The organism is Acinetobacter thutiue (genome assembly GCF_030385805.1).
In the GTDB taxonomy this organism is placed as follows: domain Bacteria; phylum Pseudomonadota; class Gammaproteobacteria; order Pseudomonadales; family Moraxellaceae; genus Acinetobacter; species Acinetobacter corruptisaponis.
The window spans coordinates 103,674-125,568 of record NZ_JAUDZE010000008.1 but is presented as its reverse complement, the minus strand read 5'-3'; the positions used below and the strand labels follow the sequence as shown (position 1 = coordinate 125,568).

The following is a 21,895-nucleotide window of genomic DNA, read 5'->3' as shown; positions in this document are numbered from 1 at the left end:
TTTACCCTTTTTATTTTCTAGTTTTAAGTCTTAAAGTCGACCTGTAGGTTATCAATCAAACGTGTTGTACCCAGTTTTGCCGCAACAAATAAAACCACGTTTCGATCAAATTGCTCAATTGGCTGTAAATTTGTTTGACGGGCCTCCACATAATCGACAACAAAGCCTGCCTGTGTCAATTGGTTGGAGATACTTTCCAATACCTGCGCAAGTACCTGCCCCTCATGCAGTTGCTGTTCGGCTTGCTTGAGCAGTTGGTAAATCGTGGGTGCAATGGCGCGTTGCTGTTCAGACAAATAACCGTTGCGGGAACTTAAGGCCAAGCCATCTTCAGCACGGACAATTGGCACACCAATCACTTCCAGTGGCATGTTCAGGTCCTGCACCAACTGGCGAATAACCGCCAGCTGCTGGTAGTCCTTTTGCCCAAAGAACGCGAAATCAGGCTGTACGATGTTGAACAGCTTGGTCACCACAACCGCCACACCGTCAAAATGGCCAGGACGTGACTTGCCACACAGGTCATCGGTAATCTGACCGACACTGATATTGGTCAAGCGTGGCTGCGTGCCATACATCTGCTCTACAGAGGGTGCGAAAATGATGTCGCAACCCACATCCGCCAGTAAACGGCTATCCTGCTCCAGGGTACGTGGATAGCTGTCAAAGTCTTCACCTGCGCCAAACTGGATCGGATTGACAAAGATGCTGACCACCACCACATCACAGATTTTCTTTGCGGCGCGCACCAAGGTCAGGTGACCTTCATGCAGGTTGCCCATGGTCGGTACAAAACCAATCAGTTTTTTTGTGCTGCGCGCAGGAGCAAGTGATGCGGTCAAGCCTTGTATGGTTGTTTCTGTTTTCATGGATTACAGCTCAACTTGAAAAGTATGTTCTTTTGCAGGGAAAGACTGGTCCTGAACAGCGGCATGATAGGCCTTAAAGGCATCCAGAATTGCGGTTTCACCAGACTGTTCTTTCATAAAGTTACGCACAAATCGTGCAACACGTCCAAAGGTTAAACCAAGCATGTCCTGTACCACCAATACCTGACCATCGGTTTCATTGCCCGCGCCAATCCCAATCACAGGAGTATTTGGAAATAACTCAGCAATTTCCTTGCCGAGTTGTGCGGGAACACATTCAAGTAATAAAACAGCAGCACCAGCATCCACCACTGCCTGACAGTCTGCAATCAGTTGATCCGCAGCTTCACGTGTTCTGGCTTGCAGTTTATAGCCACCAAACACATGCACTGATTGAGGTGTTAGACCCAAATGCACACAGACAGGGATTCCATTACGGGTCAACACCTGCACCAGCTCACCTAACCATGCGCCACCCTCGATCTTGACCATTTGTGCGCCAACCTGCATCACCGCCTTGGCACTTTTCAGGCCATCTTCCAGCGTTGCATAGCTCATAAACGGCAGGTCTGTCATGATCAATGCATGTGAATTACCACGACGCACAGCCGCTGTATGGTAGGCCATGTCTTCAACCGTCACGGGAAGTGTGGAGTCTCGGCCCTGAATCGCCATTCCCAGAGAATCACCGATTAAAATCGTATCAATTTCAGCCAATTCCATCGCTTTCGCCATACTTGCATCGTAGCAGGTGAGGCATGAGAACTTGCGTCCCTCGGCTTTAAACTTTCTTAAGTCACTTAGACTAATCATGATGATGTCCTCTACAGGCGTTTCCAGAACGAAACAGTCTTAAGCGTTTGCCCAAGACTGGTCTGCGATTACAGTCAAGCTTGCTTGCTGCACCAGTTCTAAATCTTTTAATGGATGGCCATTTAACTGTAAATGGGCATCGAGGTCCAACAAGGGAATAACCACAAAATCACGATCTAAAATACCGATATGCGGTACGGTTAAACGCTCATCTTGAATCTGCTGCTGACCATAGATCAGCAAATCCAGGTCAAGAGTGCGTTCCCCCCAGCGTCGCAAACGGACTCGCCCCGCCTCTTGCTCAAACTGTTGTAGTTGATCCAGTAAGGCTAAAGGCTCAAGTGCTGTATCCAGTTGCACAACCGCATTTAAATAATTGGGCTGATCCTGTGGACCCATCGGTGGGCTTTGATAAAGTCGGGAAACCTGAACTGGCCCCAAACCTGTCAACCTGGCAACCGCTTCACGCAAAATCTGCTGCGAGTCGCCTAGGTTACTTCCTAACCCAATATAGGTACGAATGGTCATTGCGTTGGCCCAAAAACCACTTGGCTTAAATCACGTTTTACCCGTTTGCGCTTGAGAATTGGATGATCAGCGCCAACCTGGCTGGAATCACCTGAAGCCTTTTCCATAAAACGAGGAGTGGACTCATCCGACCTGACACGTTCTTTTCTGCCACGACGACTTCTTGGCTCAGACACATTGACCAAAGGCTCAATTTCTGTCACTTTGGGCTCATCAACAACCTCAGTGGCCTTGCGACGGCTTTTACTGCGTTGGCGGTTATACTGGCGAATCGCGATTTCTTTTTGGTCAGTGGTCATTTCCTGATAGGATTCCCACCACATGCCCATGCCCTCGGTACTGCTATCACCCGATTTTTCACGCAGCAGCAGGAAGTCAAAGCCTGCACGGAAACGCGCATGTCCAGCCAAGGCTTCGATCTGCTGTGGTTTTGGATTAAGCAAACGGGTTTGCATTTCCCATACTTCACGAATAAAGGTTTCAGCAAAACGCGGAATGATGGTACGGGTTGCCTGACGTTTCAGCACATCAAGCCCAGCCTGTGCGCGGGCCTCTGCTGGCACCACGCCTTTATTTAGATAAAAATCACAGCGCTCTAAAAATGGTTTCCATAACAACACCGCATAGAAAAAAGCGGGATTGATGGTCTTGCCAATTTGAATCCGTTGGTCAGTATTTTTGGCCGCACGCTCAATAAAGGCAGTAAGGTTTGGTGGAATTTCAGCAAACAACTGTTTCCAGACACCAAACTCAATCAGCATTGGTAAAACCTGGGTCAGGTGCCCCATGGTAAACAGTTTTTGTGACTCGTCATATAAACGGTGCGGAGAGACATCCCGCAGCAACTGCGTCATCTCAACACTGAAAACATCAAGAATGGATTGGTCAATCTGGAAATTCAGTTTTGCGGCAAAACGTAGGGCCCGCAGCATGCGTACAGGATCTTCCTCAAAGCGCTGGGCAGGCTCCCCCAGAAAACGTAGGGTACGGGTTTTAATATCATCAACCGCATGGCAAAAATCAAGTACGATGCCTTTACGGGGCTGGTAATACAGGGTATTGATCGAAAAATCTCGACGAGCAAAATCCTGCTCAATCGTTCCCCAGTTATTGTCACGAAGAATCATTCCAGATGCACTGGTGACTGCCTTTTTCGGAGGTGCACGGAAAGTCGCCACCTCAATCAGCTCACGGCCTGAGTAGACATGCGCCAACTCAAAACGCCGTCCAATAATTCGGCAACGTCGCCCAAAAACTTCTTTCACCTGAGCTGGGGTGGCATTGGTGACTGCGTCAAAATCCTTTGGATTAAGACCTAACATCATATCGCGAACACCGCCACCCACAATATATGCCTCATAGCCAGCTTTGTTCAGGCTATCAATCACATCGAGAATTGAGGAAGGAAGTTGAGCTGTGGACAGACCACATTTTGACGCGCGCAAGGTTTGCAAAAGACAGTGTCTCCTACGTCAGGACGTAAATAACAATTTGTCGCTAATCATAGCTCCAACCCACACAAAGGGCAATTTATTCTGTTGAAGTTTCAACAGATCATGCCTCTTTATTAGCGACACCATTTCAGAATTTCCCTTAAAGCATCAGCCGTGCCTTGTTTTTTTCCAGCAACTTTGGCCCAATCCCTTTCACATTCACCAATTCATCTACGGTTTTAAATCCGCCATTCTTTTTGCGATATTCCACAATGGCCTGAGCCTTTTTCTCGCCTACGCCATTTAGGGTCTGTAACTGCTGTACATTCGCCTGATTTAAGCTAATTTTATCGCCCTGATGATTTACAGAAGATGAAACTGGCTTTGAACTGGGCTGCTGTGTTGGACGTGATAAATAATAATTGTTGTTGGACTGCTTCGCCAATTGCTGATCACGTACCTGCTGCTGGGCTTTCCATTGGTCATAAGACTGGTCAAACTGCTGCGCATGCAGATGAGAAATGCACCCCAGACATAAAAGAATCAATAAAACAGCGTTATATTTGCTGCACGGATGTGGCAAGGTCATTGGTTTTCCCCTCAAGTTTTAATTGTCGTTTTGCTTGCTCCCAAAGTTCATCCATTTCTGCCAAACTCATTTCCTGCAAGTCTTTGTGTTGTCGTTGTGCCTGTTGTTCAATAAAAGCAAAGCGGCTTCTAAATTTGTGAATCGTCGCCAACAAGGCGGTCTCACTCGACAGCCCAAGTTTACGTCCTACATTGATTAAAGAAAATAGACAGTCGCCAAATTCTTCTTGTATTTTATCAACTTCCTGCGTTGCAATCGCCTCCTGTAATTCTTCCAGTTCTTCATCCAGCTTTGCATAGGCATCTTTTACCGTTTCAAAATCGAATCCAAGCTGGGCCGCTTTGTTCTGAATCTCATGTGCCTGTACCAAGGCAGGTGCATGCTTGACCTCATCCAGACGTGACTGTGGTTTGCCCTGCTTTTCCTGCTGCTTGATCTGTTTCCATAATTCGCTGACCTGCTCAGGGTTTAGGTTTTGATAGTGTTCCGACTGAAACACGTGCGGATGACGGCGGATCAGTTTTTCACCAATCGTATCGACCACATCATGAAAATTAAATGCACCCTGCTCACTGTACATTTGCGACTGGAACACCACCTGTAGCAATAGGTCACCCAACTCATTGCGGATTTCATCTACATCACCCTCCCGAATGGCCGCCTCCACTTCATAGGCTTCCTCAATTGCATAACGGGTCAGGCTTTCAGGTGTTTGTTGCTGATCCCATGGACATTTTTGTCTTAATTCCTGCATGATTGCCAATAACTTTTCCATGATGATCTCCAAACTAGGTACAGCGAAATTGTTGCAGCAGCAAACTGCTTATGCGTAATATACACGGATTCAAAAAATATCAAGATAAAGCAAGGGAAAGCAATGCAACAGAGTGTTTTTATCAGTGGGGCTGCACAGGGAATTGGTGCTGAAATTGCGCGTTTATTTCACAACAATGGCTATAAAGTTGGCATATACGATATTAATGAGGAACAGGCAAATGCTCTGGCAAAAGAACTGGGCGACAATGCCAAAGCGGGCTATCTGGATGTCAGCAATTATCGCCAGTGGCAAATGGCACTACAGGAGTTTAAAAACTGGGCAGGTGAGCTGAATATTTTAGTGAATAATGCGGGAATTCTATATTCTGGCGCTTTTGAAAATACCCCGATTCAATCCCATCACCGTACGATGGATATTAATGTCAAAGGGGTTTTAAATGGCTGTCATGCCGCATTGGCGCATCTACAAAAATCCAGTTTTGCTCGAGTGATTAATCTCTCCTCAGCCTCAGCGATTTATGGTCAGGCTGATTTAGCCTCCTACTCCGCCAGCAAGTTTGCTGTACGTGGTTTAACCGAAGCACTGGATGTGGAATGGCAGAAATATAATATCCGTGTACTTGATGTCATGCCGTTATTTGTACAGACCAATATGGTCAAGAATATGGATGCGGGCAGTATTCAAAATATTGGGGTGGACTTAACCCCTGCCGATGTGGCAAAACAGGTGCTGCATTTGGCTCAGCAAAAGGATCACGCCCTGATTCCAACCCATACGCCAGTAGGGATAAAAACCAAACTGATGTACCAGCTTTCCAGTATCAGTCCCCAGTTTTTAAATCGACTTACCAATATCTTTTTATCAAAAAGGTAAATTCAAATGAAGTCATTCATCCAAATATTCAATTTGGATGAATCCAATTAAATAATATCTTTCAAAAACTTATATAGATTAAAATTATTTTTAAATTGAATGCCAATTAAATAACCATGTTAACATCTGTTAAAAAATTAAAACATTTTGTATATTTGCGAAAAATTTTATATAGATTGTGTTTTTTTGTAAAAGGGGTTTTACATGTCATCTTCATTGGCGAAATCAAGAGTTTCGTTATTCATCATGGGTTGTTTAAGTTTCTCCAGCCTTACATTAACCACTCAAACGCAGGCTGGTTTATTTGATAGTTATACCGATACAGCGCAAAGTTTTCGCTCATCGCTGACCCAACCCCTTGATACCTCAACACAGGAATTATTTCAGAAAAAAGCCAAAAGTAATGACGCTGCATTATATCTACTGGAAAAAGCCCGTTTAGAACAGGCCAACCAACAATATGAAGCCAGTAAGCAAACCTTTGAAAACGCATTTGCCTTATTGGACGAACAGAATAACAAGGCCATCATCAGCGCATCCAAACTGGGTTTCAAGGCTCTTTCCCTTGTAACCAATGATAGTGTTTCTCCTTACAAAATCCCAGAATATGAGCAGGTATTGGCGCATGTTTATCAGGCGATCAATTATCTGGCTCTAAACAATACCGAGGGTGCCAGTGTGGAAATGCGCGTGGCCCAGCGTATTCAGCGTGAAATTGAACTGGCCCATAGCAAGGAAGCAGAAAAAGCCGCTGCAAAGGCACAGGAGAATGATGCTCCTCCAGCAGAATATGACGAAGCATTGGCAGGTCTAGACACCATCGCGGGTAAAGTGAAGAATACCTACCAGAATGCCTATGCTTTCTATATGGCAGCAACCTTATGGGAAGCACTGGGTGAAAAAAATGACGCGCTGGTGGACTATAAGAAAGCCTATGAATTACAGCCAAATGATTTTATCAAGAATGACGTGAAACGTCTGGACACAACGACAGGCAAAGCCAGTGCGCAATACCCTGTGATTATTTTTCTGGAACAGGGCCTCGTTCCACAAAAGATTTCCTCTACCCTCGCGATTCCAACCACAAATGGCTTGGTCAATGTCTCATTTGCCAGCTATGACCCAACAACCTATGTTGCACCAAGCCAAATTGATGTGTCAGTGAATGGCAAGACTGTGGCAAATACCGCATTACTCACCGATATTGGTGCCTTGGCGGTAAAAACCCTTAAGGAAAATATTGCAGCCAACCTCACCACCCAGATTGCGCGTTCAACCGCCAAGTATGCAGTGCAAAAAGAACTGGGCAATCGTTTAGGAGTATTGGGCCAACTTGCGGGTAACGTGTATAACACAGCCACTGAAAAAGCGGATGTACGTGCATGGAACACCTTGCCAAGCAATGCACAGGTCACCCGCCTCTCACTTCCTGCTGGTAGCCATACCATCCAGCTTAAAAACAACTACGCAAATCAAAGCATCAATATTGAAGTAAAACCAAACCAGACCACTTTTATCCGTGGTATTGAAACCAACCAACAAATCGTTGCTGATAGTTTCAGCATTGCAAAATAATGACTTGAGTAAAACATTATGAAAAAACTGCTTTTACCTATAATCCTGTGTGGCTCTGCCCTTGGGCTCACCGCATGTACAGCACCAAATGCCATGCGTACACAAACAGACCCTACAACGGGTGCAAGCAATGTCAGAACAATGACCAGCAACCCGATACTGGCAACACGCATTGGGGTCAACCGTGTCAACATGACCACGCTTGGAGATATTAAAAAAGCGTCACTGGCCTTAAAAAATGGTTGGTTCTATGCACAGTCATTTGAATACAAGATTGTTTGGTTTGATGCCGATGGCACTGAAATCAATCCAGAGGGTGCAACCTGGAAACCGATTACATTACAGGGACGTGAGGTTAAAACCGTTCAGTCTGTCGCACCAAACCCACGTGGTGTAGACGTACTTATTTACATGAAAAAAGACTAATCAACAGCTTATTTACAAGGGGTAAGACATGAAATTCCGTACTTTGGCTTTAGCAACCACAATTGGCACCATGGCATTGTTCAGTGGCTGTGCCTCCCAGTCTGTATCTTATGGCGATGCGCAGGCAACTGAGACCTTAACCAAGGATTTTGGTTCAACCGACCTTCAACAAATCGCAGCCAAGATGGTTGATGACATGCTGGCGTTTCCACCTGTGATTGAAATGACCCAGGCCCGCCGTCCAGTACTGTTTGTTGACCGTATCAAAAACAAAACACAAGAGCATATTGATACTGAATCCATCACCGATACCATCCAGAACAAACTGATTAATTCTGGAAAATTCCGTTTCGTTGATATGACTTCTGTGGGCGCAATGGCAGACCAGTTGGCTTATCAACAGCAAAGTGGCATGGTTGACAAACGCACAGCAGTAAAAACAGGTTCTCAAATTGCCGCTGAATACATGCTGAATGGCAACTTATCTAGCATCGTAAAAAACTCAGGCGGTAAGAGTGATGTGTACTACAAGTTCACTTTCAAATTACAAAACCTGAAAACAGGTATTGTTGAATGGACAGGCGAAAAAGAAATTCGCAAGTCAGCTAAACGTGCTGCTTTTGGTTTATAAACCATTCACAACAACAATAAACTCGATGCTCAGTACCTCCTGAGGCATCGGGTCACATAGAATGATAGAAAATGATGAAATCCTTATTTTGTGCAGCCCTGTTCTGCTTAACAACAATTCATTCAGCCAATGCTGCCCTACAAGAAGTCATGAAAGAAGCCACAGGTAGCGGCCCAACCCAGCAACAGGCCATTGCGGAAGCCCTGCTGATTGCAGCACAGTCTGTAAATGGCACCAGTGTCAGTTCACGCACCGATTTAGCTGAAGAAGTGAACATGGTGGTCAGCAACAACCACTGGAGCTATCAGGGTAAAACCTCGCCTGTGTTTAGTGTTGAAACGCAGGGCACTAATGCGATTAACCGCTTTCAGGTGTTAAGTGTTTCTGGTTCTGGCAAGAACTACCGCGCCAAAGTGCGTGCCTATGTCAGCAAATTCCAGTCCAGTGTCGCTGACCAGCATTTACGCCGCATTGCGGTGATGCCATTCCAGTATAACTATGCAAAAACACAAATCACCGATGGCAGTGATGCCGATGATTTTGTCACTGAAGTTGCTGATCTGGTTGGTACACAACTGGCAAACTCACGTCAGTTGAGTTTGGTGAGTCGAGACTATATTGAGGAAATGGCAAGTGAAAATACCTTTCTTCGCTGGGATGGTGCCCCTGCTGAAATGGCACGTCTTGGACAGAAAGTGGGTGCTGACTATATTTTGGTGGGACGCATCAATGAAGCCAAAACCACACAGGGCCGTTCTTTCTACGGTGCCGTACCTGCTGGACAACAAGCCATCCGTCTGAACTGGCGAGTGATTGAGGTCAATACAGGCAAAGTTGCTGCTGCGGGAACAGTGAATCAACAGCAACGCCAATCCTTAGGCGACTTGATTCACAGCGCACAGCCTGCCACTTCATCTGACCTGCTGGCACAACAAATCACCAATGAAGTGTTGAATGGCTTATCTTTAACACCTGTCAATTATTCAAGCCAAGGTACGAATCAGATTGAGTCATCAGAACCGTTGTCTGATGCCGACCTAACACCAGGCTCAAGCGAAAAACCTATTCGCTGGTGATCAAAAGGGGCTGTAAATACAGCCCCTTTTTTTATTAATTTCCCTGCACCAAACGTCTGGCACTGATAATGCCTGGCTGCTGTTCCAAACGCGCCAATAAACGGGACAATTGCGCCAAACCTTTTACTTCAATCAATAACTTCATGTTGGCGATACCGTCTGCCTCAGAAATGGTATTGACCTGACGGATATTGATCTGGTCTGAGAAAATCACCTGGGTTAGGTCCTTGAGCAAGCCACGACGATCATAGGCCTCCACCACGATCTGCACACTCTGGCCACGGGTTGGTTGCATTTCCCAGTCCGCCTCAACCGCACGCTCAGGTTCCTGTGTGGTCATACGGATATAATCAGGGCAGGCAATCTTGTGGATACTGACCCCACGGTTCAAGGTAATATAGCCGCCAATTGACTCGCCATGCACAGGCTGGCAACACTGGGCAACATGCAGTTCCACATTGTCCAGACCATCAATCAGGATGCCATGTGCAGACAAGGTATGGCTGGCACGTGGATTCAGGGCAGGTTTCAACACCAGCTCAGGTTCATCCTGATCCAGATGCATCTGACGATTAACCTGATTAATCAGGGCATGCAGGCTAATGTCACCATTGACCAGACCGACCAGAATATCATCCCCAGACTTCACATTAAAATGCGATGAATAATCATTTAAATCAATGCTTTTTGGGTGAATTGCCAAACGTGAAAGCTCTTTGGTCAGTAGCTCACGTCCAACCTCAATATTCTTGCTGCGATCCTGTTGTCTAAACCAATGGCGTAACTTGTCACGGGCACGGGCAGTCTTGATATAACCTAAAGAGTTTACCAACCAGTCACGGTTTGGTTCACGATCTTTCTTGGTGAGAATCTCAACCTGTTCACCCGTTTTTAGGGTATAGGTGAGTGGCACATAGCGCTGGTTAACGCGTGCCGCATAGCACTTGTTCCCCACCTCGGTATGCACATGGTAGGCAAAATCCAGCACGGTTGAACCACGTGGCAACTCCTTAATGTCACCATCTCGGCTGAACACATAGATCTTTTCAAAATTCTCGAAATCCTGAATCTGATCAATGTCATTGGATTCATCATCTTCAGTATGTGGCGTGGTTTCAGTACGTTCCTGATAGTGTTCCAGCACCGCACGCAGGGAATGTAGACGATGGTTGAATGAATGGTCAGTGTTCTTCTCGCCTTCTTTATAGTTGAAGTGCGAGCAAACTCCAAGCTCCGCCTCATCATGCATGTCAAAAGTACGGATTTGCACTTCCAGTGACTTGTTTTCGGCAATCACTGCGGTATGCAGTGAACGGTAGCCATTGGCTTTCGGGTTGGTAATATAGTCATCAAACTGATTCGGGATGTGTCGCCAGATTTGATGCACAATCCCCAGCGCGTGGTAGCAGTCAGGGACATTCTTCACCAACACACGCACGGCACGAATATCATAGAGCTGGTCAAAGCTGAGGTTCTTGCTTTTCATTTTTCGATAAATCGAATAAATGTGCTTCACCCGCCCCGTAATCTCGGCCTGAATGTCATACTCTGCCAATTCGGTCTTAAGCTTATCAATCACAAACTGGATATATTGTTCCCGCTCCAGACGCTTTTCATTCAGCAGTGCGGCAATTTCCTTATAGCGTTCTGGTGCCAGATAGCGAAAAGCCAGATCCTCCAGTTCCCACTTGAGCTGCGCAATACCCAGACGGTGTGCCAGTGGTGAGTAAATGGTCAGGATTTCCCGTGCCACCCGTTCCTGACGTTCCTTGCTTGCGGTTGCCAGTTCACGTAAAGAATAGGTACGTTCCGCCAGCTTGATGAGAACCACACGAACATCTTCTGTCACCGAGATCAGCATTTTATAAATGCCACTGAGGTGTTCACGCTGGTTATTGTTGAAATGGTCTTCCAAACGCTTGTTTTTTTCAATCAGTTCAGACAGTTTACCCATTGCAAGTGTGCCCTTGACCAGGCTATGGACTTGCTCGCCAAACTGTTGCTGAATATTTTCCAGGGTGATTAAGCCCTCACGCACACTGCGGTACAACACTGCCGCTGAAAGCGTGTCTTCATCAACATGCAGATGCGCTAAAATATCGGCCATGCCAATCCCTGTACTAAAGGTATTGGTCCGATGGTTTACCGTGGTTTCCAGCTCTTTTGCCAAGGTCAGTTCTGCAACCTGCTGAAGTTGCCTTAACTCTGCCCCATCCAAGATATCACGCACCCGATCCAGCCAGGACACCAGACCACTTTGCGCTTCAGCGGCATGTTCTACAGTCGCTTCCTCAGACAACTCATGGAGCTGTCCAGGTAACTGTTCACGTACTGTGACCATACCATTCTCCTCTGGCTAAATAACTCATTTTCTAATCGTTTATCTCTTCGATTTTTTCAGGCTGCCCAATCTTTTCAAACTGTTCAGTTTTCTCAAATAGTGCAATGGATTCAATATGTTCAGTATGTGTAAACATATCCATCACTGCGGCTTTTTTGAGTTGATAGCCATATTGTGCCAGTACACCCGCATCCCTTGCCAGTGTTGAAGGATTACATGAAACATAAACGATTCTTTTTGCTCCAAAATTAGGTACATATTGCATAACTTCAACCGCACCTGAACGTGGAGGATCAATCAATAATGCATCAAATCCCTGTTTTGCCCAAGAATGATGCGAAAAGTCTTTTGTTAAATCTTGTGAAAAGAACTGTGCATGGGCCAACTGGTTTGCTTTCGCATTTTCTGTTGCCCGTTGCACCATCTCATCACTTGCCTCAACACCGACCACCTGACCCGTCTCACCGACACAGCGTGCCAAAGGTAGAGAAAAGTTGCCCAACCCACAAAACAGGTCAAGTATCCTTTCCCCTTTCTGTAACTGTAGCAATTCACATGCCAACTGAATCATTCTCGCATTTACACCACTATTGACCTGGGTAAAGTCGAGAGGTGAAAAGGCAAATTTGATGGCAAAGTCATCTAGGCTGTAGTGCAGACGCATCTCCGCATAGACATCATCGACACGATGAACACTGTCCGCACCTTTCGGCTGCAAATACAGTTGCCATCCCTTGAGTAACGTAAATTGACGTAATTGGTTGACATCCGACACATTTAATTCATCTAAATGACGAACTAGCAATGCGACCTCGGTATCTCCCATCGCCAATTCTATATGACCAATATGGGCCTTGCCTGTTAGACTTTCGAGAAGTTTCTTCAGTTCAGGCAATACATCTGACAGGGTGTGATCCAGCACCTTGCAGTGCTGGATTTCAGTCAAATGGTTGCTGTGGTGTTCACGGAACCCCATCACCAGACGATTTTGCCTGTGCAGATAACGCACCCCTATACGCGCACGGCGGCGATAATCGGTTTTGACCGAACGAATTGGGTCCAGCCACTGTTCAGGTTGCAATCCTGCAAAATGCTGTAAATGCGACTGCAATACCTGCTGCTTGAGTAAAACCTGCTGGTCAGGGTGAATATGTTGCAAGCTACAGCCACCGCACACGCCAAAATGTGGACAGATCGGATCAATTCGCGCCTCGGCGGCATCACTTTCCAGCCTGAGCATTTCCGCCTCTTCCAGGCGTGTGGTCTGGTTGGTAATCTTCGCCTGTACAGTTTCCCCCACCAACGCATAGCGGATAAACACTTTCTTGCCCTGCTTTTCCTTGGGATGGTCTGGATGCGTGCCATAATGCGCAATTCCACGTCCTTCATGTGAAAAGGACTCCACCTGAAAGGTATAGACAGGGTTTTGTGCTGGGCGGCGTTTTGCTTTATGTTTCAAAAGATGAACCTAAATTTTTGCTGCAAACGTGTGTGCGGTGAATACAGTATATTGCGATGTCTGCCGCCATACCTGTAAAAATTCTGTTTGTTGCGTCTGTGTCTGTAAATAATCGGCTGTCGCCTGAATCCATTGCTGGTGATCCTGTTGATTCAACTGACCTTTTAGTAATAGCCAGCGCAGATAGACCAGCCATGTGTTAAGCACATCACCCTCACAGTAACTGGTGAGTTTCAACCATTGTTCAGTGCGTACATATTCAGGCACATGATAACCCGTTTCACCACGCTTTCCAGGGAATCCCAACAGACAGGCAATGTCATCCAGCTTCTGGAAATTGCGTCCATTAAACATCGCCATCACATCCATCAGGTCAACATGGCGGTGGTGGTAACGGTTCTGGTAATTGTTAAAGCGCTTCTGGTTATCAATTTCACCCTGATCAAACAGGCTTGGCGCAGAAAGTCCATGATACATGGCACGGAATAGAATCACGGGCAGGTCAAACTGCGAACCATTCCAGCTCACCAGCGTCGGCTGCTTCTTGTCAAAAATGGACAGGAATTTTGTCAGCATTTCTGCCTCGGAACCCTGCTCCCGACTAAATGAAAATAGGCGAAAGCCCTTTTCATCAATCCATAGACCTGAAATACAGACAATTTCATGCAAGGGCAGACGCTGAAAATCGCTGCCTGATTCCTGACGGCGGATTTTGGTCAGTGCCTGTTCCACCTCGGTTTCAGGCAAATCAAGGTGATAAAGATGAGCACCAGCCTTTAAGTCAGTCAGTGTTTCAATATCAAAAACTAAAATTGGAAAACGCAAGCTCATCATTCAGTGTAATCAGTTAGACCTGATCTTCATCTTGAACTGAAAACAGCCCTGTTGACAAGTAACGATCACCACGGTCACAGATAATGCACACAATCACGGCATCAGGTGTTTCCTCAGCAATTTTGAGTGATGCCCACACCGCCCCACCAGAGGAGGTTCCCGCACTGATGCCTTCCGTGCGTGCCAGTTTACGCATGGTCTGCTCCGCTGCAAGCTGTGGAATATCAATGATACGGTCCACACGGCTACGGTCAAAAATGGTCGGCAGATATTCTTCAGGCCAACGGCGAATTCCCGCAATGCTCGCCCCATCTTCGGGTTGTAAACCGACAATCTGAATGTCTGGGTTTTGTTCTTTTAAATATTTTGAAACACCCATGATGGTGCCTGTGGTGCCCATCGAGCTGACAAAATGGGTGATTTTTCCAGCTGTCTGTTTCCAGATTTCAGGGCCTGTGGTGAGGTAATGCGCCTCAACATTATCTGGATTGCCAAACTGGTTCAGGACAAAGCCCTTGCCATCCGCCTGCATTTGCGTGGCAAGGTCACGCGCACCTTCCATCCCCTGCTGCTGCGTCACTTCAATCAGTTCAGCACCATAGGCCAGCATGGCGTCCTTACGTTCCTGACTCATGTTGTTTGGCATGATCAGCTTCATTTTATAGCCACGCATCGCGGCAACCATCGCCAGGGCTATTCCCGTGTTGCCACTGGTGGCCTCAATCAAAGTGTCGCCTGGCTGAATCTGCCCACGCTTTTCCGCCTGGACAATCATGTTGTAGGCAGGGCGATCCTTGACCGAACCCGCTGGATTATTGCCTTCCAGTTTTGCCAATACCGTAGCTTGAGTATGACACGCCAAACGCTGCAAACGGACTAAAGGGGTTTTACCAACATAATAGTCCAGTAAAAATTCATCTGCTAAAAAATCAGTTTGCGTATTCGTCATGATCGACACCGATATTAAGGTGGCGACTATTGTATGAAAAAAATGGAAATACTGCACCTTTTCACTATGCTTTTTATTGGCTAGCCCATACCGCTGTTTGCCACAAAGCATGCTAAGATGTTGCACAGAATGATAAATCTGACCGCATTATGTCAAATTTCAATAAAACCCTGTCAAAACGCTTACGGCTCAATCATGCCTATGGACAACTGATTGCCCTCATTCTGGTGCCAATCGCAATTTTGACAGGTGTGGGAATTTTCTGGGTTTTATCTGAAACGACCAATGCGGCCAAACAGCAGCAACGCTCCGACGCCTCCGCCATTCTGGCACGCTACCACCAGACCGCGAATGATCTACTGCAACTGGTGCAGCAACATCCTGACCAATATGACCGCGCCCAGAACATCATGCAGAAGATGTTTGATGAGCGAAACCTGCAACGTGCGGTCCTGATTGACAACAAGGGGCAGACCTACTTAAGCGTGGGCTACCAGAACAATCGCTTCTGGCCAACGTTTCCTGACAACAGTAATTTTTTTGGCCCGATTTCGCACAACCACAATAATATTTATGGTGCAAAACTAGATGCCAGCAATCCTGATTCTGTGTGGCTGATGATTGAACTGGACAATCAGCCTCTGGAACTGGCCCGCTATAAAATCCTGCTTTCGCTGGTGGCGACAGGTCTGATTACTCTGATGATTCTATTATTTTGCCTGAATGTTTTTTCACGACGCTGGCTGGCACCACTGTATGAAATCCGTATGCAAATGCAGCGCCTGAATGCCGATACACTGGATCAGCATATTGTGGTGAACAGTACAGGCGAGTTGCGTCTGCTCCAGCGGGATATTGCCAATGTGGTTAAACGTCTACACTTTAGTTTTCTGGAACTTAAAGAACATACTGAGCAAACCGAGGAAGACTTACGCCGTACACTGGATACGCTGGAAGTTCAGAACATTACCTATCGTCAGGCGCGCGATCAGGCGATTTCATCAAATCAATCCAAGTCCGTCTTTTTAGCGAATATCAGCCATGAACTCAGGACACCACTCAATAGTATTGATGGCTTTATTCATTTGCTGTTACGCCAACAAAACCTAAGCAATGAGCAGAACCTCTATCTACAGACCATCCGAAAATCCTCTGCGCATTTATTGGCATTGATCAATGATGTACTGGATTTCTCCAAGATTGATGCGGGTAAACTGGAACTTGAGACAGCTCCCTTTGATCTTGAGGAAGCCATTTTTGATGTGATGGACATGCTTTCGCCTTTGGCCGCGCAGAAGCATATCAACATGGCATTTTATTATGCCGAGAACATCCCACAGCATGTGATTGGTGATGCGCTACGTTTCAAGCAGATTCTGACCAACCTGATTTCCAATGCCATCAAGTTTACCCCTGATGGTGAGATCATTGTCCGTGTCCGCATGGAAGATGATGACATTGGACAGTGCCTACTACATTTCAGCGTTCAGGACAGTGGGATTGGTCTCAGCGGTACCGACCGTAAAAAGCTGTTTGAATCATTTTCCCAAGGTGATGCCTCAGTCACGCGCCAGTTTGGTGGAACGGGACTCGGACTGGCAATTTCCAAGCAGCTTGTGCACCTGATGCATGGCCAGATTGGCTTTGAGGATAATCAGGAACGTGCACCAACCGAAAAAGGTTCGACATTCTGGTTTACCGCCTCATTCAAGCTTGAGGAAGAGGATGAAACCGTAGAGCATCCACGTTTCGATCAATTAAAAGTGGTGTCTTATCTGGCTCATCCCGCAACCGCGAGTGTGCTGCGCTCATATCTGGAAAACTACCATGTGGCGCATATTGAAACACAGTCGATCCTTGACCTGTTCAGCCGCCTCAACCACCTGAACCAGCAGGAAAACACCTGGCTGATTGTTGACCACAGCGGTGATACTGAAGCCTTACTCAAGGAAATTCGCCAGCGTTATCATGGCAATCTGGCGGTTTATGGTTATCAGATGAGCCTTGAGCCGAACATGCTGAATGAATACCGTGCCCGTCCACTGTATCAGCCATTAAGCCGCCGTGAACTGGTTCAGTTGCTGGGCAATCAGCCTGTGTTTGAACAGGAATCTGAGGATTTCAATGGTCAGGGTTTACACGTATTGGCGGTTGATGACCATCTTCCCAACCTGATTGTGCTTGAGGCACTGTTGGGTGAACTGAATGTCACCACCACCAAGGCATTAAGTGGCCAGAAAGCGATTGACATGATTCAGCAGCGGATTGAACAAAAGCTGCCACCCTTTGACCTTGTGTTTATGGATATTCAGATGCCTGTCATGTCTGGAATTGACACCACCCGAGCCATTCGCTCGCTTGAGTCAACGCTGGATACAGGCATGCAACTCCCGATTATTGCACTGACCGCACATGCACTGGCTGATGAAAAACAGAAATTGCTAAAAGTGGGGATGAATGATTATGTGACCAAGCCAATCCAGATGGAACAGATCATTCAAATCCTGACCCATTGGACTAAAAACAACTTCTCTTCCCAGCCTGTCAATACTGAACAGAAGCACCCGACAGAATCAATTGATCCACAGATTTTAAACTGGCAGCAAAGTATCCAGTTGGCAGCCAACAAGGAAGAACTGGCACAGGACCTATTGGGTATGCTGGTGGATAGCTTTGATACTGAACTGACTGAAATGCAGCAATTGATTGAGTTGGAGGATTTCCCCCAGCTTGAGCATGTGCTACACCGTCTTTATGGTGCAACACGCTACGTTGGCACCCCAGCTTTACAAAAGGTTTCAGGGGAATTTGAGCAATTCGTTTCAACCCTGCGTAAAGAGCGCCGCAAGGCAGATGATGCCTTTATACGGGAAACCAACCATCGTTTTAATGAGTTGAACTTTGCGATTGATCAAGTGAGACAGGCCGCCAGCCTGATTTTACATTCCCACGATACCTAGGGTCTGCTGGCATCTACAAGATGCTGGTCATCACCGCTATTTGTGACTGTGGTGTCATGTTCCAGGTGAAAGACTCATGTTATGCTGCCCAGCATCAAACACAATAAGAGTAAGGCAAATGGCACTGTTACGAGTTGAAAAGAACAATGGAATTGCAACGGTTTACCTCAACCGTCCAGAAAAACGCAACGCAATGAGTTTTGCGTTATTAAAAGAACTGGTAGCAACTGCAAAGAAAATTGAAAAAGACCGTTCGATTCGTTGCGTCATTTTAACAGGTGAGGCACAGGTTTTTAGTGCGGGTATTGACCTATCTGACCTGAACAATCCTAAAAATACCGCATTTGCCGCATGGGAACTGATCAAGCCAGGTCAAAGCCTGTTTCAGAAAGCATTCCTGATTTGGCAAAACCTGCCAATTCCAGTGATTGCCGCCATTGAGGGCTATTGCTTTGGGGCGGGCATGCAACTTGCGCTTGCTGCGGATATCCGTATTGCAACGCCGACCACCCAAATGTCAATTATGGAAAGCCGCTGGGGACTGGTTCCAGACATGGGTCTCACCCGCTCATTGAAAGGACTAATTGGCGTTGATTTAGCCAAGGAGCTTACCCTGACCGCACGTGTCTTTGATGCAGAATACGCCAAAGAAATTGGTTTGGTCACACATCTGGACAACAATCCGTTGGCAAGGGCCAATGTGATTGCACAGGAAATGCTGCAACGTTCCCCTGATGCCATCATGGCGGCTAAACGTGTATTGGATGCCATGGAACACCAGCCAGAAAAATCGTTACGTTTAGAAAAACTTTGGCAACTTAAACTTTTGTTGGGTAAAAACAGTAGCCTTGCACGCAAGAAAGACAAGAATCCTGAGATTCAGTTCTTACCGCGTCAGTATAAGTAATTACAGCTTGGATAAATTCACATGCATGTTGATCAACACCCCCCGATTGCTTTTTTAGGTATGGGGTTAATGGGAAGTCGAATGGCCAGCCGATTATTACAGGCGGGTTATACGGTAGCAGTTTGGAACCGTAGCCCTCATGCATGTGAGCCACTTATTCAACAGGGTGCGGCAACTTTAGCTTTGGAAGATATTGGAAATTATCCTGTCATTCTCACCTGTCTGGCTGACGATCAGGCAGTTCAAAGTGTTTTTGCCCAAATCCAGCCTTATTTACAGGCCAGACAAGTCATTGTTGATTTCTCCAGCTTATCGGTCGCAGCAACGCAACAACTGGCGCAATCTGCTCAACAGCAAGAGGTTATCTGGATTGATTCCCCTGTTTCAGGTGGAACAATTGGTGCAGAGCAAGGCACTTTGGTTATTTTTGCAGGTGGTGATGCAGAAATGATTCAACAGCTTGACCCGATCTATCAGGTGTTATCACAGCGTGTGACCCGTATGGGAGCATCAGGCACTGGTCAAGCCACTAAAATCTGCAATCAATTGATTGTTGCAGCAAACAGCACCCTGATTGCTGAAGCAGTGGCACTTGCTGATCGAGCTGGAGTGGACACCACACTCCTTGCCCCTGCGCTTGCAGGAGGTTTCGCAGATTCCAAACCTTTCCAGATTCTTGCACCACGTATGGCAACTCACAACTTTGAACCTGTGCAATGGAAAGTGCAAACATTATCAAAAGATTTAAACAATGCGCTAAAACTTGCACAAAATCTAAACTTAAAGATACCTGTTGCACAAAAATCTTTATTACAGTTACAAGCCCACCAAGAAAATGGCTTTTCTGAGAAAGATTTAGCAACTATCATTCAATATATAGAACAATAATATTGATTTGGGGAGCCTGAAATGAGCCATCTTGCAGTCAATTTATCCATGATTTTTACTGAAGTTCCTCTTATTGAGCGCTTCGCCTTGGCACATGCCCACGGTTTTGAACACGTTGAAATTCAGTTTCCTTATGAACTCGACATTTTCGATATTCGAACCCAACTGGAACAGCACAACCTCTCACTATATCTGATCAATGTTCCTGCTGGCGACCTGATGCAGGGTGGTAATGGGCTAGCGGGTATCCCAGGACGAGAGGTGGAGTTCCATCATGCACTTGAGCTGGCAATTCGCTATGCCACAGCATTGGATGTTCCACGTGTGAATATTTTAGCGGGCAAACAGCCTTTAGACGCTGACCTGCTCCCTTGTTTAAACACCCTCTCAAGCAATCTCAAACTGGCCTGTCACATGCTGACAGAGCAAGGGATTGAACCCCTTTTCGAAATGATCAATGGCACCGACATGCCTCGCTTTTTGGTGCAGAATATTGCCCAGGCACAGGAAATGCTGGAGGCCATCAACCATCCCGCACTGAAAATGCAATATGACTGCTACCATATGGCCATGATGGGTGAAGATGTTTTAGCTGGTTTGCAAGAAAACCTGCACCAGATTGGACATATCCAGTTCGCTGACTGCCCTAGCCGTCACGAACCCGACACGGGCAATATCGCATATAAGGCAATTTTTGACTGGCTATTACAAAGTGGCTATCAGGGTTTTATTGGGGCGGAATATAAACCAAAAACTAATTCAGATCAGTCCTTTGCATGGAAACAGAAATACTTTGCCAATGATGTCAACACCTAGAGTCAGACATAAACTGTTACCGCTAAATTTGAACTTTTTAGAAAGAAACGGTATATTTGACAATGAGTAATTGTCAGGAAAATATACCCTCTATGAATTTAGAACCATCGCCCAGCGCTTCTAATTCTCACGACCTAAAAATCAAAACATCGAATCAAGATGTACAGGCTTGCTTAAAAGTTGTACATGAAGCCCTCACAGATGTAAAAGCCAAAGATATTCTAGAACTTGATGTCAGTTCGATCAGCAATGTTGCCGATGCGATTGTGATTGCAAGTGGCACCTCAACCCGTCATGTTAAAGCCCTTGCGGATAATGTTGCTGATGAAGCACGTAAAGCAGGTTTTCGCCCAATTGGTGTCGAAGGTGAACGCGATGCTGAATGGATCCTCATTGACCTTGGTTTCGTTGTGGTACACGTAATGTTGCCAACAGCCCGTAAATTCTATGACCTTGAAAGTTTATGGCGCGCACCTGAATCCGTTGCCTAAAGCTTAAGAAAAGCGACCGATAAGGTCGCTTTTTTCATTCCTACAACAACTGGCTTAAGTCGACTGCTGGGTAATGCTGTTTTATTTCATGTTTAATCTGTGCATACAATTGGTCTGCCTTGCCTGGACCATAAAAACTACAGTAGATCACATACAGCGTTGTAATCATGACCGCATAAGCCTCTTTCGGCATTTGCATCAAGCACTGCTTCTCTGAACCTGCAATATACCAATATCTAGCAAGTAAACGATGTTTCTTCATTTTGCCCTGAATCTCTTCCACAAAATCCAGATAATCAGGTTGACTGACGCCTTTTAACACGCCCATCACAAAGTCATGGAACGCCTGAAACAGGTCCAGTGTTTCGGGACTTGTCTCAGCGGGCATAACTTCTTTATCCGTTTTTACCTTGAGGCGTTCCTGTTTCTCAACCACCGAAATTTCATACAATACCTGCCGCAACATCTCCTTGCGCTGCAAGCGTAGGTCATCACTGGTGCAAATTTCACTGAGAAAACGATTTAATACAAAGGATGGCTGGTGACCATATTCACTTTCCCAGTACTGCAAAACCCGCTGCAATACAGAATCTGGCAAGAACTGTGCAAGCCCCTTTTCCACTGCCAGCCTTTTTTGTTCAATGCTTAATTCAGCCATA

General features: G+C 46.2%; 21 protein-coding genes. 10 read left to right on the top strand and 11 right to left on the bottom strand.

Annotated features, from left to right (window positions below):
• Nucleotides 1-23 precede the first annotated feature (23 nt).
• From panC to mazG, 6 genes are all read right to left on the bottom strand, one after another.
• Complete coding sequence (panC, locus tag QTA56_RS14645) at nucleotides 24-869, bottom strand: pantoate--beta-alanine ligase (protein WP_267981740.1); 846 nt, start codon at nucleotides 867-869, stop codon at nucleotides 24-26.
• A gap of 3 nt (nucleotides 870-872) precedes the next feature.
• Nucleotides 873-1,682, bottom strand: coding sequence for a 3-methyl-2-oxobutanoate hydroxymethyltransferase (gene panB / locus QTA56_RS14640; protein WP_267981739.1), 810 nt, complete (start codon nucleotides 1,680-1,682; stop codon nucleotides 873-875).
• 39 nt (nucleotides 1,683-1,721) lie between these two features.
• On the bottom strand, nucleotides 1,722-2,210 hold the full coding sequence (folK, locus tag QTA56_RS14635; protein ID WP_267981738.1) for a 2-amino-4-hydroxy-6-hydroxymethyldihydropteridine diphosphokinase: 489 nt from the start codon (nucleotides 2,208-2,210) through the stop codon (nucleotides 1,722-1,724).
• On the bottom strand, nucleotides 2,207-3,664 hold the full coding sequence (gene pcnB, locus QTA56_RS14630; protein WP_267981737.1) for a polynucleotide adenylyltransferase PcnB: 1,458 nt from the start codon (nucleotides 3,662-3,664) through the stop codon (nucleotides 2,207-2,209). Before pcnB ends, folK begins: the two co-directional genes overlap by 4 nt.
• A gap of 139 nt (nucleotides 3,665-3,803) precedes the next feature.
• Entirely contained in the window at nucleotides 3,804-4,232 is a 429-nt protein-coding gene (locus QTA56_RS14625) for a ComEA family DNA-binding protein (protein WP_267981736.1), read from the bottom strand.
• Nucleotides 4,201-5,007 (bottom strand): nucleoside triphosphate pyrophosphohydrolase, encoded by an 807-nt coding sequence (gene mazG / locus QTA56_RS14620; RefSeq protein ID WP_267981735.1) that lies wholly within the window; start codon nucleotides 5,005-5,007, stop codon nucleotides 4,201-4,203. The genes QTA56_RS14625 and mazG overlap by 32 nt, the downstream gene beginning before the upstream one ends.
• A gap of 102 nt (nucleotides 5,008-5,109) precedes the next feature.
• Here mazG and QTA56_RS14615 point away from each other — a divergent pair, with 102 nt between their 5' ends.
• From QTA56_RS14615 to QTA56_RS14595, 5 genes are all read left to right on the top strand, one after another.
• Nucleotides 5,110-5,883, top strand: a complete 774-nt coding sequence (locus tag QTA56_RS14615; protein ID WP_267981734.1) for an SDR family oxidoreductase — start codon at nucleotides 5,110-5,112, stop codon at nucleotides 5,881-5,883.
• A gap of 204 nt (nucleotides 5,884-6,087) precedes the next feature.
• On the top strand, nucleotides 6,088-7,458 hold the full coding sequence (locus QTA56_RS14610) for a COG3014 family protein (protein ID WP_267981733.1): 1,371 nt from the start codon (nucleotides 6,088-6,090) through the stop codon (nucleotides 7,456-7,458).
• 18 nt (nucleotides 7,459-7,476) lie between these two features.
• On the top strand, nucleotides 7,477-7,884 hold the full coding sequence (locus QTA56_RS14605; RefSeq protein ID WP_267981732.1) for a YcfL family putative periplasmic lipoprotein: 408 nt from the start codon (nucleotides 7,477-7,479) through the stop codon (nucleotides 7,882-7,884).
• Nucleotides 7,885-7,912: 28 nt separating this feature from the next.
• Nucleotides 7,913-8,515: a penicillin-binding protein activator LpoB gene (gene lpoB, locus QTA56_RS14600; protein ID WP_267981731.1), complete on the top strand. Its 603-nt coding sequence runs from the start codon at nucleotides 7,913-7,915 to the stop codon at nucleotides 8,513-8,515.
• A gap of 74 nt (nucleotides 8,516-8,589) precedes the next feature.
• Entirely contained in the window at nucleotides 8,590-9,591 is a 1,002-nt protein-coding gene (locus QTA56_RS14595; protein ID WP_267981767.1) for a CsgG/HfaB family protein, read from the top strand.
• A 34-nt stretch (nucleotides 9,592-9,625) separates the two neighbouring features.
• Here the strand turns inward: QTA56_RS14595 and QTA56_RS14590 are convergent, their stop codons facing one another.
• The 4 genes from QTA56_RS14590 to cysM are packed head-to-tail and all read right to left on the bottom strand — an operon-like array spanning nucleotide 9,626 to nucleotide 15,174.
• Nucleotides 9,626-11,932, bottom strand: coding sequence for a RelA/SpoT family protein (locus tag QTA56_RS14590; protein WP_267981730.1), 2,307 nt, complete (start codon nucleotides 11,930-11,932; stop codon nucleotides 9,626-9,628).
• A gap of 31 nt (nucleotides 11,933-11,963) precedes the next feature.
• Nucleotides 11,964-13,391, bottom strand: a complete 1,428-nt coding sequence (gene rlmD, locus QTA56_RS14585; protein WP_267981729.1) for a 23S rRNA (uracil(1939)-C(5))-methyltransferase RlmD — start codon at nucleotides 13,389-13,391, stop codon at nucleotides 11,964-11,966.
• Nucleotides 13,392-13,400: 9 nt separating this feature from the next.
• Entirely contained in the window at nucleotides 13,401-14,216 is an 816-nt protein-coding gene (locus QTA56_RS14580; RefSeq protein ID WP_267981766.1) for a 3'-5' exonuclease, read from the bottom strand.
• Nucleotides 14,217-14,238: 22 nt separating this feature from the next.
• The gene (gene cysM, locus QTA56_RS14575; protein ID WP_267981728.1) at nucleotides 14,239-15,174 is read right to left on the bottom strand and encodes a cysteine synthase CysM; all 936 of its coding nucleotides are present in this window, start codon (nucleotides 15,172-15,174) and stop codon (nucleotides 14,239-14,241) included.
• Between the two features lie 149 nt (nucleotides 15,175-15,323).
• Here cysM and QTA56_RS14570 point away from each other — a divergent pair, with 149 nt between their 5' ends.
• The 5 genes from QTA56_RS14570 (at nucleotide 15,324) to rsfS (ending at nucleotide 21,236) form a co-directional block, all read left to right on the top strand.
• Nucleotides 15,324-18,134 (top strand): GacS-like sensor histidine kinase, encoded by a 2,811-nt coding sequence (locus QTA56_RS14570; RefSeq protein WP_267981727.1) that lies wholly within the window; start codon nucleotides 15,324-15,326, stop codon nucleotides 18,132-18,134.
• 118 nt (nucleotides 18,135-18,252) lie between these two features.
• Entirely contained in the window at nucleotides 18,253-19,041 is a 789-nt protein-coding gene (locus QTA56_RS14565) for a crotonase/enoyl-CoA hydratase family protein (protein ID WP_267981726.1), read from the top strand.
• Between the two features lie 21 nt (nucleotides 19,042-19,062).
• Complete coding sequence (locus tag QTA56_RS14560) at nucleotides 19,063-19,929, top strand: NAD(P)-dependent oxidoreductase (RefSeq protein WP_267981725.1); 867 nt, start codon at nucleotides 19,063-19,065, stop codon at nucleotides 19,927-19,929.
• 21 nt (nucleotides 19,930-19,950) lie between these two features.
• Nucleotides 19,951-20,745, top strand: coding sequence for a hydroxypyruvate isomerase family protein (locus tag QTA56_RS14555; protein WP_267981724.1), 795 nt, complete (start codon nucleotides 19,951-19,953; stop codon nucleotides 20,743-20,745).
• A 92-nt stretch (nucleotides 20,746-20,837) separates the two neighbouring features.
• The gene (gene rsfS / locus QTA56_RS14550; RefSeq protein ID WP_004678353.1) at nucleotides 20,838-21,236 is read left to right on the top strand and encodes a ribosome silencing factor; all 399 of its coding nucleotides are present in this window, start codon (nucleotides 20,838-20,840) and stop codon (nucleotides 21,234-21,236) included.
• 40 nt (nucleotides 21,237-21,276) lie between these two features.
• Here the strand turns inward: rsfS and QTA56_RS14545 are convergent, their stop codons facing one another.
• Complete coding sequence (locus tag QTA56_RS14545) at nucleotides 21,277-21,894, bottom strand: hypothetical protein (RefSeq protein ID WP_267981723.1); 618 nt, start codon at nucleotides 21,892-21,894, stop codon at nucleotides 21,277-21,279.
• Nucleotide 21,895: the final 1 nt, after the last annotated feature.

What these genes read in the sequence shown, in the direction of transcription:
- mazG (WP_267981735.1), bottom strand. Translation starts at nt 5,007, where the DNA reads ATGGAAAAGTTATTGGCAATCATGCAGGAATTAAGACAAAAATGTCCA.
- QTA56_RS14605 (WP_267981732.1), top strand. Translation starts at nt 7,477, where the DNA reads ATGAAAAAACTGCTTTTACCTATAATCCTGTGTGGCTCTGCCCTTGGG.
- QTA56_RS14615 (WP_267981734.1), top strand. Translation starts at nt 5,110, where the DNA reads ATGCAACAGAGTGTTTTTATCAGTGGGGCTGCACAGGGAATTGGTGCT.
- QTA56_RS14610 (WP_267981733.1), top strand. Translation starts at nt 6,088, where the DNA reads ATGTCATCTTCATTGGCGAAATCAAGAGTTTCGTTATTCATCATGGGT.
- rsfS (WP_004678353.1), top strand. Translation starts at nt 20,838, where the DNA reads ATGAATTTAGAACCATCGCCCAGCGCTTCTAATTCTCACGACCTAAAA.
- panC (WP_267981740.1), bottom strand. Translation starts at nt 869, where the DNA reads ATGAAAACAGAAACAACCATACAAGGCTTGACCGCATCACTTGCTCCT.
- panB (WP_267981739.1), bottom strand. Translation starts at nt 1,682, where the DNA reads ATGATTAGTCTAAGTGACTTAAGAAAGTTTAAAGCCGAGGGACGCAAG.
- QTA56_RS14570 (WP_267981727.1), top strand. Translation starts at nt 15,324, where the DNA reads ATGTCAAATTTCAATAAAACCCTGTCAAAACGCTTACGGCTCAATCAT.
- QTA56_RS14560 (WP_267981725.1), top strand. Translation starts at nt 19,063, where the DNA reads ATGCATGTTGATCAACACCCCCCGATTGCTTTTTTAGGTATGGGGTTA.
- QTA56_RS14595 (WP_267981767.1), top strand. Translation starts at nt 8,590, where the DNA reads ATGAAATCCTTATTTTGTGCAGCCCTGTTCTGCTTAACAACAATTCAT.
- cysM (WP_267981728.1), bottom strand. Translation starts at nt 15,174, where the DNA reads ATGACGAATACGCAAACTGATTTTTTAGCAGATGAATTTTTACTGGAC.
- folK (WP_267981738.1), bottom strand. Translation starts at nt 2,210, where the DNA reads ATGACCATTCGTACCTATATTGGGTTAGGAAGTAACCTAGGCGACTCG.
- QTA56_RS14545 (WP_267981723.1), bottom strand. Translation starts at nt 21,894, where the DNA reads ATGGCTGAATTAAGCATTGAACAAAAAAGGCTGGCAGTGGAAAAGGGG.
- QTA56_RS14625 (WP_267981736.1), bottom strand. Translation starts at nt 4,232, where the DNA reads ATGACCTTGCCACATCCGTGCAGCAAATATAACGCTGTTTTATTGATT.
- QTA56_RS14555 (WP_267981724.1), top strand. Translation starts at nt 19,951, where the DNA reads ATGAGCCATCTTGCAGTCAATTTATCCATGATTTTTACTGAAGTTCCT.
- QTA56_RS14565 (WP_267981726.1), top strand. Translation starts at nt 18,253, where the DNA reads ATGGCACTGTTACGAGTTGAAAAGAACAATGGAATTGCAACGGTTTAC.
- QTA56_RS14590 (WP_267981730.1), bottom strand. Translation starts at nt 11,932, where the DNA reads ATGGTCACAGTACGTGAACAGTTACCTGGACAGCTCCATGAGTTGTCT.
- lpoB (WP_267981731.1), top strand. Translation starts at nt 7,913, where the DNA reads ATGAAATTCCGTACTTTGGCTTTAGCAACCACAATTGGCACCATGGCA.